Consider the following 13,834-nt stretch of genomic DNA (forward strand, 5'->3'; position numbering starts at 1 on the left):
CACGGTGCACCTGCGCGAAGACCGCCGCCACATCCAGGACGACGACGTGCGGCGCCTGCGCGCGATGCGACGCGGCGAGCTGAACCTCGAGATGGCGCTGACCGAGGAGATGCTCGCGATCGCGCTCGATCTCCGCCCGGAGCGCTCCACCCTGGTGCCGGAGCGGCGCGAGGAGCTGACGACCGAGGGCGGCCTGGACCTGATGCGCCATGCCCCCGCCGTGCGCCGCGCCGCACCCCGCTTACGTGAGCGCAGCATCGCGCTGAGCCTCTTCCTCGACCCCGAGCCCGCCCTGGCGCCGGTCGCGCGCGACTGCGGTGCCGCGATGGTCGAGATCCACACGGGCGCGTACGCGAATGCGGCGGGAGAGGCGGCGCTCCGCGCCGAGCTCGACCGCATCGCGCTCGCCGCGCGCGCCTTCCACGCCGTCGGACTCGAGGTCCACGCCGGCCACGGCATCACCACCGCCAACGTCGCCCCCCTGCTGCGCGCCTTCCCCTTCACGGAGCTTTCCATCGGGCACCACATCGTCTCGCTCGCGATCGAGGTCGGCATGCGCGCGGCGGTCGAGGCGATGCTCGCCGCGATGAGGGCCTAGCCGGCACGGCCCTTTGGGGAAGGGACTTCTCCCCGATTCCGAAATCCTTCGAGCCGTAACATCGAAGGCAATCCTCCGTAATATTTCGGTTACATGCGGCGTCGTACCATCCGCCGTGCCGATGGAGGAGTCAGCCGGAGCGAGCGCTCCAGAACCAACAGCAGACCTGCGCCAAGGAGTCTCCATGAAGATGGGATGGTGGGTCGTAACCCTGCTGAGTTGCACTCTCGTCACGCCGGCGTCCGCGCAGACGCCGTCCAATCCTCCGCCCCCGCCGGTCTCCAGCGACCCCGAGTTCCCGCGCGGGAAGATCAGCGGGCTCGTGTTCGGCGACGTGTACTACAACGTGACGGGCGATCCGAATCACGTGTACACGAACGGGGCGGACGCCCTCCCCGCCAACCTGGACGGTTCGTCGCCCTCGGCGAGCAGCCCGGCGGCACAGCCGAAGCTGATCGGGAAGGATCTGAACGGCCTTCAGATTCGCCGGATCTACTTCCAGCTCGACAACGACCTCTCGATTCGCGTCGCGACCCGATTCCGCCTCGAAGCCGACAGCAAGGAGCTCACGTCGGGCGGCAAGATCGGCGTCTACGTGAAGGCGGCCTACGTCCAGGTGAAGGACCTGGTGCCGCGGGGCAATCTGCTCGTCGGGATGACGAACACCCCCACGTTCGAGAACTCCGAGGAGTTCTGGGCCTACCGCGCGGTCGAGAAGACGATCGTGGACTTCCGCGGGCTCGCGTCCAGCTCGGATCTCGGCCTCAACCTCAAGGGCTTCCTCGACGGGGGGCACCGGATCGGCTACTCGGGGATGATCGGGGACGGCACGGGGCAGAAGCCGGAGAACAACCGGTACAAGCGGATGTATCTCTCCGTGCCGCTGCGCCCGATCGAGGACCTCCGGATCGAGCCCTACGTCGATTACGAGGACTTCGCCGGCAACGGCGACAAGGCGCTCTACAAGCTGTTCCTGGGCTACGAGCTCCGGCGCGCCGCGATCGGCGCGGAAGTCGTCGACCAGGTGGTGCACGTGGTCGGCGCCCGGAACCGGGAGCCGTTCGGGATCTCGCTGTTCGCGCGCGGGCGCGCCTCCGAGAAGCTCGGGGTCTTCGCGCGCTACGACCGCTGGCAGCCGGACACGCGCGCGGCGAACCGGATCGACTCCGATCTCTACGTCGCGGGTCTCGACTGGGAGCCGTTCAAGGACCTCCACTTCATGCCCAACGTCGAGGCCACCGGCTACCGCGCGCGCGGCACGGCCGACGCGCCGCCGCACCACGATCTCCAGGCCCGGATGACGTTCTACTACCGCTTCTCGAAGCCCTGACCGATACCGGAGGAGGACCCATGCACCGATACGTGCGATTTCTCGTGACGGCCGTGCTCCTCGTGGGCGCGGCGGGCGGATGCTCCAAGGGAGGCGGCGGCGGCGCGGGCACGACCCTCACGGCCGCGGGCGCCACGTTCCCCTATCCGCTCTACTCCAAGTGGTTCGACGCCTACAAACAGAAGTCCGGCGTGCAGATCAACTACCAGTCGATCGGCTCGGGCGGCGGGATCCAGCAGCTCAAGGCCGGCACCGTCGACTTCGGGGCGAGCGACGCTCCGCTCTCGGACGACAAGCTGCGTGAGATGCCGCATCCGGTGCTCCATTTCCCGACCGTGGGCGGCGCCGTGGTGCTCGCCTACAACCTCCCCGGCCTCAAGCAGCCGCTCCAGCTGACCATCGACGCGCTGGTCGCGATCTACTCCGGCAAGGTCACGAAGTGGAACGACGCCCGCATCGCCGCGGGCAATGTCGGTGTGGCGCTCCCGGACCTGGCCATCCTGCCGGTACATCGGTCCGACGGGAGCGGGACCACCAACATCTTCACGACCTATCTCTCCGCGATCAGCCAGACCTGGCGGGACTCGGTCGGAGCGAACACGTCCGTGTCCTGGCCGAACGGCATCGGCGGCAAGGGGAACGACGGCGTGGCGGGCCAGGTGCGGCAGACGCCGGGATCGATCGGCTACGTCGAGCTGGCCTACGCCAGGCAGAACAATCTCCCCGTGGCACACCTGCAGAACGCGGCGGGCGCTTACGTCGAGCCGACGCTCGCCTCGACCACCGCGGCCATCCAGGCCTCCGCCGCCGCGCTCGCCCAGGACGTGCGGACCCCGATCGTGAACGCGAAGGCGCCGGACGCCTATCCCATCGCGGGGCTCACCTTCCTGCTCGTCGATGCCGACCAGCAGGACGCGGGAAAGGCGAAAGCGATCGCCCAGTTCATCCAGTGGGCCATCACCGACGGCCAGGCGATGGCCGAGCCGCTCTTCTACGCGAAGCTCCCGCCGGAGGTGGTGCGGGTGGACCAGGCGGCGCTGAGCAAGATCACCTCCGGCGGGAAGCCGGTCCTGGCGTCGCGTTGAGCCGGTCGGCGACGCGCGCGGCGCCGGGCACGGGGCCCCCGGGTCCGGTTGTCGCCGGGCCCCTGGCCCGCCGCCGCGGCCTGGCGCTCGATCCCATCTACAAGGCGCTCCTCCAGGCGGCGGCGGCCACCGTCTTCCTGGTGGTCGCCCTGATCGTCTTCGAGGTCGCGCGCGGCTCGTGGCTCTCGATCAAGACGATCGGCTGGAGCTTCCTCGTCCAGTCCCAGTGGGACCCGGTGGCGGACCATTACGGCGCGCTGCCGTACGTCTACGGCACGCTCGTCTCCTCGCTTCTCGCGCTCGTCCTCGCGGTGCCGCTCGGCATCGGGAGCGCGGTCTTCCTCGCGGAGCTCGCCTCCCACCGGGTGGGATCGATCGTCTCCTTCGTGATGGAGCTCCTCGCGGCGATCCCGAGCATCGTGTACGGCATCTGGGGCTTCTTCGTGCTCGCGCCGTGGCTCCGCTCCACGCTGGAGCCGTGGCTCATCGCCAACTGGGGGGCGATCCCGCTCTTCCGCGGCACGCCGTTCGGGATCGGCATGCTGAACGCGGGGATCGTGCTCGCGATCATGATCCTGCCCACCATCGTTTCGATCTCGCGCGAAGTGCTCCTCGCCACGCCCCGCACGCTGCGCGAGGCGTCGCTGGCCCTGGGCGCCACGCGCGCCGAGGCGATCGGCGTGACGCTGGACGCCGCCAAGCCGGGAATCCTGGGCGCGGTGATCCTGGCCCTCGGCCGCGCGCTGGGCGAGACGATGGCGGTGACGATGGTCATCGGAAACTCGAACCGGATCTCCGCCTCGCTGCTCTCCCCGGCCGCCACCATGTCGAGCGTGATCGCCAACGAGTTCGCCGAGGCCACCGGCGATCTCTACCTGTCGGCCCTGATCCAGATCGCGCTGGTGCTGTTCGCGGTGACGATCGTCGTGAACGCGCTCGCCCGCGCGCTCGTCTACCTCACGACGGGCGGCCGGCGCGACGTCGGAGCCGCGGCGTGAGCGCGGCCGTGCGGAATCCCGCGAAGGGCGCCGGCGGGTGGACCGATCCCGCCCCCGCCCGCGTCCGCCTGTGGCGCGGCTTCGCGAACCGGGTCGTCCTGGCCGCCTGCTACGCGGCCGCGGCCCTCGTGGTGCTCCCGCTCGTCCTCATCGTGTGGCATCTCGTCGCGAAGGGATTGCCGGCGCTCAACCCGGGCTTCTTCGTGCACATGCCGAAGCCGGTGGGGGAACCGGGCGGAGGCATGGCGAACGCCATCGTGGGGACGCTCGTCGTGGTCGGGATCGGCGCCCTGTTCGCCCTGCCGATCGGCATCGGGGCGGGCGTCTACCTGGCGGAGTACGGCCGCGGGCGCTTCGCGATGATGGTGCGGTACACGACGGAAGTGCTGAGCGGCGTGCCCTCGATCGTCGTGGGGGTCGTGGCCTACGGGCTCGTCGTGATGCCGATGGGCCGCTTCTCGGCCATCGCCGGGAGCGTGGCGCTCGCGATCCTCATGCTCCCGCCGATCATCCGGGCCACCGAGGAGATGGTCCGGCTGGTGCCGCAGTCGTACCGGCAGGGCGCGCTGGCGCTGGGCGCTCCGCGCTGGAAAGTGATCCAGCAGGTGGTCCTCCCCGCGGCCCGGGCGGGGATCGTCACCGCCTCGATGCTCGCCATCGCGCGCGCGGCGGGCGAGACGGCGCCTCTTCTCTTCACCGCGCTCGGAAACCGCTTCTGGTCGCTCCGGATCGATCAGCCGATCGCCACGCTGCCCGTCTTCATCTTCGACTACGCGCGCGCCCCCTACGCGGATTGGAACCGGCAGGCGTGGACCGGCGCGCTGGTGCTGGTGCTCCTGGTGGCGCTGATCTCGGGGGTGCTGCGGCTGACGGTGCGGAGGATCCGGGTCCGGTAGGCGGGGGCGACGGCGCGCGAACCGGCGGCTTGCGAGCCGGCGGCGCGCTCAGGAACCGAGGGTCGCGTCGCGGACCTCGTCGGCGTGATGCTTGATGACGCGCGCCTCGGCCACGAAGATCGCCTCCTCGGCGATGTTCGTGGCCAGATCGGCGACCCGCTCGAGATTCCGGCTCGCCAGGACCAATTCCAGGGCGCGCGGCACGGTCTCCGGCTCGTGCACCATGAGCGAGGAGAAGCGCGCGAAGATCTGCGCCTTCAGCGTGTCCACCTCGGCGTCGTTCTCGCAGACGCGCTTGGCGAGGGGCGCGTCGTGGTTGAGCCACGCCGACACGGCGTCGCGAAGCATCGCGATCGTCCGGTCCGCCATGGTCGCCAGGTCCTCCGGTCCCCTCCCCGGCGGCATCCCGGAGAGCTTGGTTGCGCTCTGCGAGATGTTCACCGCGTGGTCGCCGATCCGCTCCAGGAAGTTCGACACCCGGATCGAGGCGACGAGGAACCGGAGGTCGCGCGCGACCGGCTGCTGCAATCCCAGGAAGTCCAGGCAGCGCCGCTCCACCTCCAGCTCGATCCGGTCGATCTCGAGATCCTCGGTCATCACGTCTCGCGCCAGCACCGTATCCCGCGTCTTGAGCGCTTCCATGGCCTTGGAGAGCGCCGTCTCGGCGCGGCCGGCCATGTCGCTCAACCGGTCTTGAAGCTGGTGCAGATCGTGATGGAAATGACGTTCCACGTCGGCTCCTCGATGGATCCCGGACGGTCGCGGCCCGCGCCGGGCGGCGCGGCCCATGGCGACATCAGCCGAAACGGCCGGTGATGTAGTCCTCGGTCAGCGTTTCACGCGGCGACGTGAAGAGGGTCCGCGTGGGTCCCTCCTCGATCCGCTCGCCGTTCAGCATGAAGACCGTGCGGTCGGAGATGCGCGCCGCCTGCTGCATATTATGCGTCACCATGACCACCGTGATGCCTTTCTTGATCTCCAGCGTGAGCTCCTCGATCTTGGCGGTGGCGGTCGGATCGAGCGCGGACGCCGGCTCGTCCAGGAGGAGCACCTCCGGCTCGACCGCCAGCGCCCGCGCGATGCAGAGCCGCTGCTGTTGGCCGCCGGACAGACCCAGCGCCGAGCGCCCGAGGCGGTCCTTCACCTCGTCCCACAGCGCCGAGCGGCGGAGGGCCGATTCCACGATCTCCTCCAGCCGCCTCCGGTCGCGGGTGCCCTGCAGCTTCGGGCCGTACGCCACGTTCTGGAAGATCGACATGGGAAAGGGGTTCGCCCTCTGGAACACCATTCCCACGCGCCGTCGGAGCGCCACCAGGTCGGTTCCGGGACTCAGGATGTCCGAGCCGTGGAAGAGGACGTTCCCCTCGTAGCGCACCGGCGGGAAGAGATCGTTCATCCGGTTGAAGCAGCGGAGAAGCGACGACTTGCCGCACCCGGATGGGCCGATGATGGCCGTGATCCGGTTCTGCCCGATTCCGAGATCGACCCCCTTCAGGGCCGCATGGCTTCCATAGAAGAGGGAGAGTCTCCGCGTCTCGAGAATCGGCGCGGTCGTCAGGGCCTGGGTGCGGCGCTCCAGAAGCGTAGCGGTCGGGTCCATCCGGATCGAGCCTAACCGGCGGCGGCGTTCGGCGTGTGTCGCCGTTGTTACGTTTCCGTTACGCGCCGTTCCCGGCGGGCTCCGCGGCCGGGCCTTCCCGCGGCAGCTCGATCCAGAACGTGCTCCCCTGACCGGCCTGGCTCTCCACCCCGACCGTTCCCCCGTGCAGCTGAACGGCGTGCTTCACGATGGAGAGTCCCAGCCCGGTTCCTCCCAGGGCGCGCGAGCGGCCCCGGTCCACGCGATAGAAGCGCTCGAAGACCCGGGGCAGGTGCTCCGCCTCGATGCCCCGTCCCGTGTCGGTCACGCGGACCCGCACCGAATCCCCCTGCTCCTCCACGGAGATCTCGACGGTTCCGCGCTCGGTGTACTTGACCGCGTTGTCGAGCAGGTTCCGGAGCGCGAGCTCGAGGCGCTTGCGGTCCACGCGCGCGCGGACCCCCGCCCGGCTCTCCAGCGAGAGCTTGAGGCCGCGGCGCGCCGCCACGTCCTCGAACGTCGAGGCCAGGTCGCGCACGATCTCGCCCAGGTCCCAGTCTTTCAAGTCGAGCGGCGCGTCGGAGCGTTCGAGGTCGGCCAGCTCGAGGAGATCCTCGACCAGCGCCTCCAGCCGCGAGGCCTGGTCCCGGATCGTCTCCACGAAACGCGTCCGGTTCGTTTCATCCTCCAGCCCGCCCGAGAGGAGCGTCTCGGCGTAGCCGCGGATCGAGGTCAAGGGCGTCTTCAGCTCGTGCGAGGCGTTGGCCACGAACTCGCGCCGGAGGGCGGCCATCGCCTTCACCGGGCCCAGGTCCTCCAGGCTGAGCAGGATCGATTCCGGTTCGGCGCCCGCGTAGGCGCCGATCGGCGAAGCGCGCACCTCGTACTCGCGGCGCTCCGCCAGATAGAGCGTGAGGTCGCGGGCGATCGGTTTCCGGTGCTCGAGCGCGTGCTGCGTCATCTGCTCCAGGACCGGCTGGCGCGTGGCCGCGAGGCGCGCGTTGCGGGGCGGGTGGTCGAGCTCCAGCATTTCCCAGAACCGCGCGTTCGCCTGGCGTATCAGGAGGTCCGGGGCGACGAGAGCCAGCCCCAGCGGGATGTTGCCGAGGATCGCCCGGCTCGCGTTGCGGCCCTGCTGCAGCTCCTGGAGCTTCGACTCGAAGCTGTCGGCGATGTCGTTCAGGGAGCGCGCGAGTCGCGCGAGCTCGTCGTGGGCATCCACCGGCGCGCGGCGGGAGACGTCGCCGGCGGCCATCCAGCCCGCGGATTCGGCGACGTGGGCGAAGCGGCGATTGAGGGACCGGAACGGAAGCCATCCCGCGCCGAGCGCCACGACGATGGCGCAGGCCGCGAGCGCGATCGTATTCAGGACGCCGATCGGCCCGACGGAGCTGAGGAGCACCCCGATCGCGCACGCCGCGAGGAGGAGTGCCAGCAAGAGGAGGAAGAAGGCCCGACCCGTGAGGGATCGCACGGGGCGTAGCCTACCACCTCTCAGCTCTTCGGGACCTCCGCGGCGTAGCCGACGCCCGTGACGGTCCGGATCAGGCCCGCGTCCTTCCCCAGCTTGGCCCGCAGCCGCCGGACGTGGACGTCCACGGTGCGCGTCTCGCCGAAGTAGCCGAGCCCCCAGACCTTGTCGAGGAGCTGCTCGCGGGAGAAGACCCGTCCGGGGCGCTCGAGGAGAAATTCCAGGAGGCGATATTCGGTGGGGGTGAGGCGGAGCTCGCGCTCGCGCACGAAGACCTGATGCCGGTCGGGGTCGAAGCGCACGGGTCCGATCACGGTGGACGCCTGGCGCTCCTCGCCGCGCGTGCGCCGGAGGATCGCGCTCACGCGCGCGACCAGCTCCTTGGGCGAGAACGGCTTGGTCAGGTAGTCGTCGGCGCCCCGCTCGAAGCCCACCAGCTTGTCCATCTCGGTGCCGCGGGCGGTCAGGACGAGCACGGGGAGCCCCTTGGTCCTCGTTTCCCCCCGGATCGCGTCCAGGACTTCGAGCCCGCTCAGCTTGGGGAGGAGGAGATCCAGCACGACGAGGTCGGGAGGGGATTTGAAGATGCGGTCGAGGCCCGCGGCGCCGTCGTTTTCGGCAATGACCCGATACCCCTCGCGGCCCAGGTTGTAGCTCACGAGGTCGCAGATCTCGGCCTCGTCGTCGACGACGAGGATGGTGGAGCGCACAGGACCCGGCACGTTCTGGGCACCCAGTCTAGCACGGGCGTTCATGGCCGGCAGTCTGGCCGGGGCCTGTTACCGGCTCGCGTCGAGACCGTGTCGAATCGGTTACGGCCCCGGCACGGGCGCGGCGGCCCGCTTCCCCCATTTCCCACTCGCGCATTGACTTCACGAGAGCCCTTCCGGTAGTCTGCCCGGTCTTGACCGAGACCCATTCCAACCACAAACCCGTGCGACAGATGGAAACCCGAGGACCGACGTGACGCAGAGCGATCGGAACAAACTCTTCCTGACCCTGATCGGCCTCGCGGCCGCGCTCTACACCCTCTGGCCCACCTTCCAGTTCTACGCCCTGCCGCCGGCGAAGCGGGCGGAGGTGCTCCAGGCGCGGCCGGCCACCGCCACCAACGACGACGAGCGCGCGCGCCTCACCAAGATGGCCACGCTGCGCGACAAGGCGATCAAGCTGGGGCTGGACCTCCAGGGCGGCCTCTACCTCCTCCTCGAGGTCGACAAGTCGAAGCTGGGTCCGGCGGAAGCCAAGAACGCCGTCGATCAGGCGATGCAGATCATCCGCAACCGCATCGACCAGTTCGGGGTGGCCGAGCCCTCGATCCAGAAACAGGGGGACAATCGAATTCTGGTCCAGCTCCCCGGCCTCCTCGACCAGGAGCGCGCCAAGGAGCTGATCGGGCAGACCGCCCTCCTCGACTTCAAGATCGTGAAGACCGACGACGAGGCGCGCGCCCTGTTCGACCGCATCGACCAGTACTTCGCCCGGAAGGCCGCGTCGGCCACCGGGGCCAAGCCCGACTCTTCCGCGCACCCGTGGTCGTCCCGCTTCCTCACCGTGGCCCAGGCGGGCGAGTCGTTCGCGCTCCCGGAGAACGTCGCGGCGATCGATTCCATGAAGAACGTGCTCCTCGCCGACTCCTCGTTCGCCATGGACGCCTCCCTGAACTGGGACGCGCACGAGGGGGAGCATGAGAGCCGCACCGGCCGCGCGCTCTACGTGCTCGGCAAGGATCCCCTCATGCAGGGGAAGGAAGTGGCCAGCGCGCAGATGCGGATGGACCTGGACCAGGAGCGTCCCGGCGCGCCCGGCGTGTCGTTCACGCTGACGGGGCGCGGCGGCGCCGTCTTCGCCGACGTGACCGGCGCCAACGTGGGCCGCCGGCTGGCGATCATCCTGGACAACCGGGTGCAGTCCGCGCCGAACATCCATGAGCGGATTCCCCGCGGCCAGGGCTCGATCACCGGCTCCTTCACGGAGGAGGAGGCGCAGAATCTGGCGATCGTGCTCCGCTCCGGCGCCCTCCCGGCTCCCGTCAACATCGCCGAGGAGCGCTCGGTGGGTCCGTCCCTCGGGCAGGACTCGATCCAGAAGGGGATCGAAGCGGCGGGCGTCGGCACCCTGCTCGTCGTCATCTTCATGCTGGTCTACTACCGCATGTCGGGCGTCGTGGCCGTGGTGGCCCTGTTGCTGAACATCATCGGGCTGCTCGCCTGCATGGCCGCCTTCCACGCGACGCTCACGCTTCCCGGCATCGCCGGCATCGTGCTCACGATCGGTATGGCCGTGGACGCGAACGTCCTCATCTTCGAGCGGATCCGCGAGGAGCTGCGGCACAAGAAGACCGTCCTCACGGCGATCGACACGGGCTACTCGCGCGCCTACCGGACGATCATCGACGCCCACGTGACCACCCTGCTCTCGGCGCTGGCCCTGATGTGGTTCGGCACGGGCCCGATCCGCGGCTTCGCGATCACGCTCTCGATCGGTCTCATCATCAACCTCATCACGGCCGTCGGCATTTCCAAGATGATCTTCGACGCATGGTCCCTGCGCCGGAAGGTCAGCACGATCAGCATCTAGGAGAGGCTCGTGTTCCAGATTCTTCACGACATCAACGTCGATTGGATGGGCCGGCGACGCTTTGCGTACATGGTCTCCGGCTTGTCGATCCTGGCCGCGATCATCTCCCTGGTCGTGCACGGCGGTCCCCGCTACGGCGTGGACTTCACCGGCGGGACCCTGATCGAAGTCTCGATCACGCCGCCTCCCTCCGTGGACGACGTCCGGCGGGGGATCGATCACGCGGGATTCAAGGGCGCGGAGATCCAGCGCCTGGAGCGTCCCGAGCTCTTCCTGATCCGGCTGCAGACCGGACAGGAGACGCAGAACCCGGGCCCGCTGGTGCGCAGCGCCCTGCAGGCGGCGCACCCCGGCGCGAACGTGGAGATCCGGCATCTGGAGCACGTGGGCCCCCGCGTCGGGGGCGAGCTGCGCGGCGCGGCCATCAAGGCGGTCTTCCTCGCCCTGGGACTGATCCTGATCTACGTCGCGATCCGCTACGACTGGCGCTATTCGCTGGGCGCGGTGGTGGCGCTGTTCCACGACGTCTTCATCACGCTGGGTGCCATCTCCATCTTCAACAAGGAGGTGACCCTGACCGTGGTGGCGGCGCTCCTCACGATCGCCGGGTTCTCGATCAACGACACCATCGTCGTCTTCGACCGGATCCGCGAGCGGCGCCAGGCGCTGCGCCGCGAGTCCCCCGAGAAGATCATGAACATCGCGGTCAACGAGACCCTGAGTCGGACGATCATCACCTCCTTCACGGTCGTGCTCACCGTGCTCGCGCTCTTCTTCCTGGGCGGCGAGGTGCTCCACGATTTCTCCTTCGCCATGCTCGTCGGCGTGATCTACGGGACCTACTCGTCGGTCTACGTGGCGAGCGCGCTCGCGCTCGAAACCCAGCTCTACCTCGAGCGGCGGACGCCGGCCCGGAAGCGGTAGGAAGCTCCCGATGCGAACCGCGGCGCTTCCGGCGCGAACCGCGGCGATGCTGATCCTGGCCGGATCGGCCTTGGCCCGACCTTCCCTCGGCCGCGCCGAAGCGCCCCCGCCGCCGCCTCCTCCCGTCTCGACGCCGATCCTCGCTCCCGATTCCCGCGCCGAGGGGCATGGGGCCGACCGCCGCGCGACTCCGCTCCAGCTCTTCGCCACGGCCGAAGAGGCGTGGGCTTCGGGCGACGCCGAAACCCTGGCTTCCCTGGTCGACACGACGCAGGTTCGAATCGGCCTGAAGCCCGGTTCCACCCCGACGGCGGCGATGACCCGCAGCGCCGCGGCGTTCCTCTTCCAGGATCAGCTCCGGCTGGTGAGGACGCAGTCGTTCCAGGTCACCCGCGTCAGCGTGGGGAACGCCTCCGCCACGGCGACCGCGCGCTGGTGGGGCGACTGGGGCGCGCGCGAGGGGACCCGGAAGCTCACCGTGACCCTGAGCGCGGTGCCGCTGGGGGGTCGGTGGTACCTGCGCGAAGTCCGGGTGAAGGGCTGAGCGCCGACTCGGCGCCCCAAGCCGCGCAGAGCCGCACGCGGCCGCACCCATGAACGAAGCGGACGTCCTCTACACCTCCGACCTCCACGGCAGCCGCTCCCACTACGAGGCTGCTTTCCGGATGGCCGGCGACCTGGGCGTCCGGGCCGTCGTGCTGGGAGGCGACCTCGCGCCGATGGGCGACCCGGGCGCGCAGCGGCAGTTCTTCCAGGACTTCCTGATCCCGCTGCTGCGCGAGCGCCTCGCCGCCCCCGGAGCGCCCCAGGTCTTCTACATCTTTGGGAACGGAGACTGGCGCGCGAACGAGGCCGTGCTCGAGGAGTCGCGGCTTCCGGGCCTTCGCTACGTGCACGGCGGCGCGGCGCCGTTCCTAGACGGGACCTGGATCGCCGGGCAGAACTGCGTTCCGCCGACGCCGATCCGGCTCAAGGACTGGGAGCGATGGGAGGTCGTGCCGGGGGCGTTGGGACGGCCCGACGGCCAGCGGAGCGCTCCCGACGGGACGCTCCACGAGTTCACGTTCCAGGGTCGCGAGCGGGAGGAGACCCTCGACGGCGAGATGGAACGGCTGGAAGCGGCGGTCCGGGGAGCCACCGGCGCCTCCGAGGCCGCCGCCGTCGCCTCCCAGGCGCTGGTCTGCGTCTTCCACGGCCCGCCCCACGACACCGCCCTCGACCAGATCGCGGGGGGCGCCCACGTCGGCTCCCGCGTGACGCGCCGCTTCCTGGAGCGGATGCGCCCCGCGCTCTCGCTGCACGGGCACATCCACGAATCCCCCTCGGTCTCGGGACGATTCGCCGACCGCGTCGGCGCCACCGTCTGCGTCAACCCCGGGCAGACCCCGGCCGCGCTCCACGCCGTCTCCTTCCGCATGGCCGATATCGCGGGCACCCTGCGCCACACCCTGCACGGTCCGGCGAACCTCGCGGAACCGCGCTAATCGCCTGCGGTTTAGCTGATAGGAAGCCCGGCCCCCCGGCCGAGGATCCCTCTGGTATCCTTTCGTGGCCGAAGTTGAAGGCCGCGCCGACCCGACCCTGAACGAGGCTCTCTTGCCGCCAAAACTCCCACTCTTCCAATGGCTTAGAGTCGCTGGACGGGTGGGCTCGGGCGTCGCCCTGGGGACTCTGGGAGCGGTCCTGGCGGCCCTCCTTGCCCTTCCCGGTCCCGCGGCCGGGCAGGGCACGTCCGCAAGCGCCGCTTCCGACCTGACCGGGGGGTTCTCGGTCGCCCGCCTCAAGTACACGGGCGGGGGCGACTGGTACTCCGACGAGACCTCGCTCAAGAATCTCCTCAGCGCGGTCAAGGCGCGAGGCGACATCCGGGTGTCGCAGCAGAAGGAGGCGGTGGTGACGGCGACCGATCCCGACCTCTGGAACTACCCCCTCCTGTTCGTCACCGGCCACGGAAACGTGAAGCTGAACGACCAAGAAGCGGCCTCGCTGCGCCGATACCTGGACCAGGGCGGGATGCTCTGGGGGGACGACAACTTCGGCATGGACAAGTCGTTTCGCGAGGCGATGCAGCGCGTCTATCCCGAGTCGCCGCTCGTGGAGCTTCCGTTCAACCACGAGATCTTCCGGCGGCCGAACCCCTTTCCGAGCGGCGCGCCCAAGATCCACGAGCACGACGGGGGTCCGCCGCGCGTCTTCGCCATCATTCGCGGCGGGCGGATGGTCGTCCTCTACACGTTCGACACCGATATCGGAAACGGGATCGAGGACGCCGGTGTGCACGACGATCCCCAGGCGAAGCGGGACGCGGCGATGCGCTTTGCGATCAACATCGCGACCTACGCGGTGAGCCACTGAGGTCCGGTTCCCCATCAT

14 protein-coding genes are annotated in these 13,834 nt (G+C 69.5%); 10 read left to right on the plus strand and 4 right to left on the minus strand.

Going from position 1 to position 13,834, the window contains the following annotated elements; translation table 11 throughout:
* From VE326_00025 to pstA, 5 genes are all read left to right on the plus strand, one after another.
* On the plus strand, window positions 1-598 hold a 598-nt coding region (locus VE326_00025; protein HYJ31585.1), incomplete at its 5' end, for a pyridoxine 5'-phosphate synthase.
* A 184-nt stretch (window positions 599-782) separates the two neighbouring features.
* On the plus strand, window positions 783-1,928 hold the full coding sequence (locus VE326_00030; GenBank protein HYJ31586.1) for a hypothetical protein: 1,146 nt from the start codon (window positions 783-785) through the stop codon (window positions 1,926-1,928).
* Window positions 1,929-1,948: 20 nt separating this feature from the next.
* Window positions 1,949-3,013: a phosphate ABC transporter substrate-binding protein PstS gene (gene pstS / locus VE326_00035; protein ID HYJ31587.1), complete on the plus strand. Its 1,065-nt coding sequence runs from the start codon at window positions 1,949-1,951 to the stop codon at window positions 3,011-3,013.
* Entirely contained in the window at window positions 3,010-4,011 is a 1,002-nt protein-coding gene (gene pstC, locus VE326_00040) for a phosphate ABC transporter permease subunit PstC (protein HYJ31588.1), read from the plus strand. The genes pstS and pstC overlap by 4 nt, the downstream gene beginning before the upstream one ends.
* A complete protein-coding gene (gene pstA / locus VE326_00045) occupies window positions 4,008-4,907 on the plus strand; it encodes a phosphate ABC transporter permease PstA (protein HYJ31589.1) in 900 nt (299 codons plus the stop codon). The genes pstC and pstA overlap by 4 nt, the downstream gene beginning before the upstream one ends.
* 48 nt (window positions 4,908-4,955) lie before the next feature.
* Here the strand turns inward: pstA and phoU are convergent, their stop codons facing one another.
* The 4 genes from phoU to VE326_00065 form a co-directional block, all read right to left on the minus strand.
* On the minus strand, window positions 4,956-5,639 hold the full coding sequence (gene phoU, locus VE326_00050) for a phosphate signaling complex protein PhoU (GenBank protein HYJ31590.1): 684 nt from the start codon (window positions 5,637-5,639) through the stop codon (window positions 4,956-4,958).
* 64 nt (window positions 5,640-5,703) lie between these two features.
* Complete coding sequence (gene pstB, locus VE326_00055; protein HYJ31591.1) at window positions 5,704-6,507, minus strand: phosphate ABC transporter ATP-binding protein PstB; 804 nt, start codon at window positions 6,505-6,507, stop codon at window positions 5,704-5,706.
* A gap of 58 nt (window positions 6,508-6,565) precedes the next feature.
* Complete coding sequence (locus VE326_00060; protein HYJ31592.1) at window positions 6,566-7,960, minus strand: ATP-binding protein; 1,395 nt, start codon at window positions 7,958-7,960, stop codon at window positions 6,566-6,568.
* 20 nt (window positions 7,961-7,980) lie between these two features.
* On the minus strand, window positions 7,981-8,712 hold the full coding sequence (locus VE326_00065; protein HYJ31593.1) for a response regulator transcription factor: 732 nt from the start codon (window positions 8,710-8,712) through the stop codon (window positions 7,981-7,983).
* 208 nt (window positions 8,713-8,920) lie between these two features.
* Between VE326_00065 and secD the strand changes: the two genes are divergently transcribed.
* The 5 genes from secD (at window position 8,921) to VE326_00090 (ending at window position 13,816) form a co-directional block, all read left to right on the plus strand.
* Entirely contained in the window at window positions 8,921-10,537 is a 1,617-nt protein-coding gene (gene secD / locus VE326_00070; GenBank protein HYJ31594.1) for a protein translocase subunit SecD, read from the plus strand.
* Window positions 10,538-10,546: 9 nt separating this feature from the next.
* On the plus strand, window positions 10,547-11,461 hold the full coding sequence (secF, locus tag VE326_00075) for a protein translocase subunit SecF (GenBank protein HYJ31595.1): 915 nt from the start codon (window positions 10,547-10,549) through the stop codon (window positions 11,459-11,461).
* A 10-nt stretch (window positions 11,462-11,471) separates the two neighbouring features.
* Entirely contained in the window at window positions 11,472-12,005 is a 534-nt protein-coding gene (locus VE326_00080; protein HYJ31596.1) for a hypothetical protein, read from the plus strand.
* Window positions 12,006-12,054: 49 nt separating this feature from the next.
* The gene (locus VE326_00085) at window positions 12,055-12,945 is read left to right on the plus strand and encodes a metallophosphoesterase (GenBank protein HYJ31597.1); all 891 of its coding nucleotides are present in this window, start codon (window positions 12,055-12,057) and stop codon (window positions 12,943-12,945) included.
* 160 nt (window positions 12,946-13,105) lie between these two features.
* The gene (locus VE326_00090; protein HYJ31598.1) at window positions 13,106-13,816 is read left to right on the plus strand and encodes a DUF4159 domain-containing protein; all 711 of its coding nucleotides are present in this window, start codon (window positions 13,106-13,108) and stop codon (window positions 13,814-13,816) included.
* Window positions 13,817-13,834 lie beyond the last annotated feature (18 nt).

This window comes from Candidatus Binatia bacterium (genome assembly GCA_035631035.1).
In the GTDB taxonomy this organism is placed as follows: Bacteria; Eisenbacteria; RBG-16-71-46; order SZUA-252; family SZUA-252; genus DASQJL01.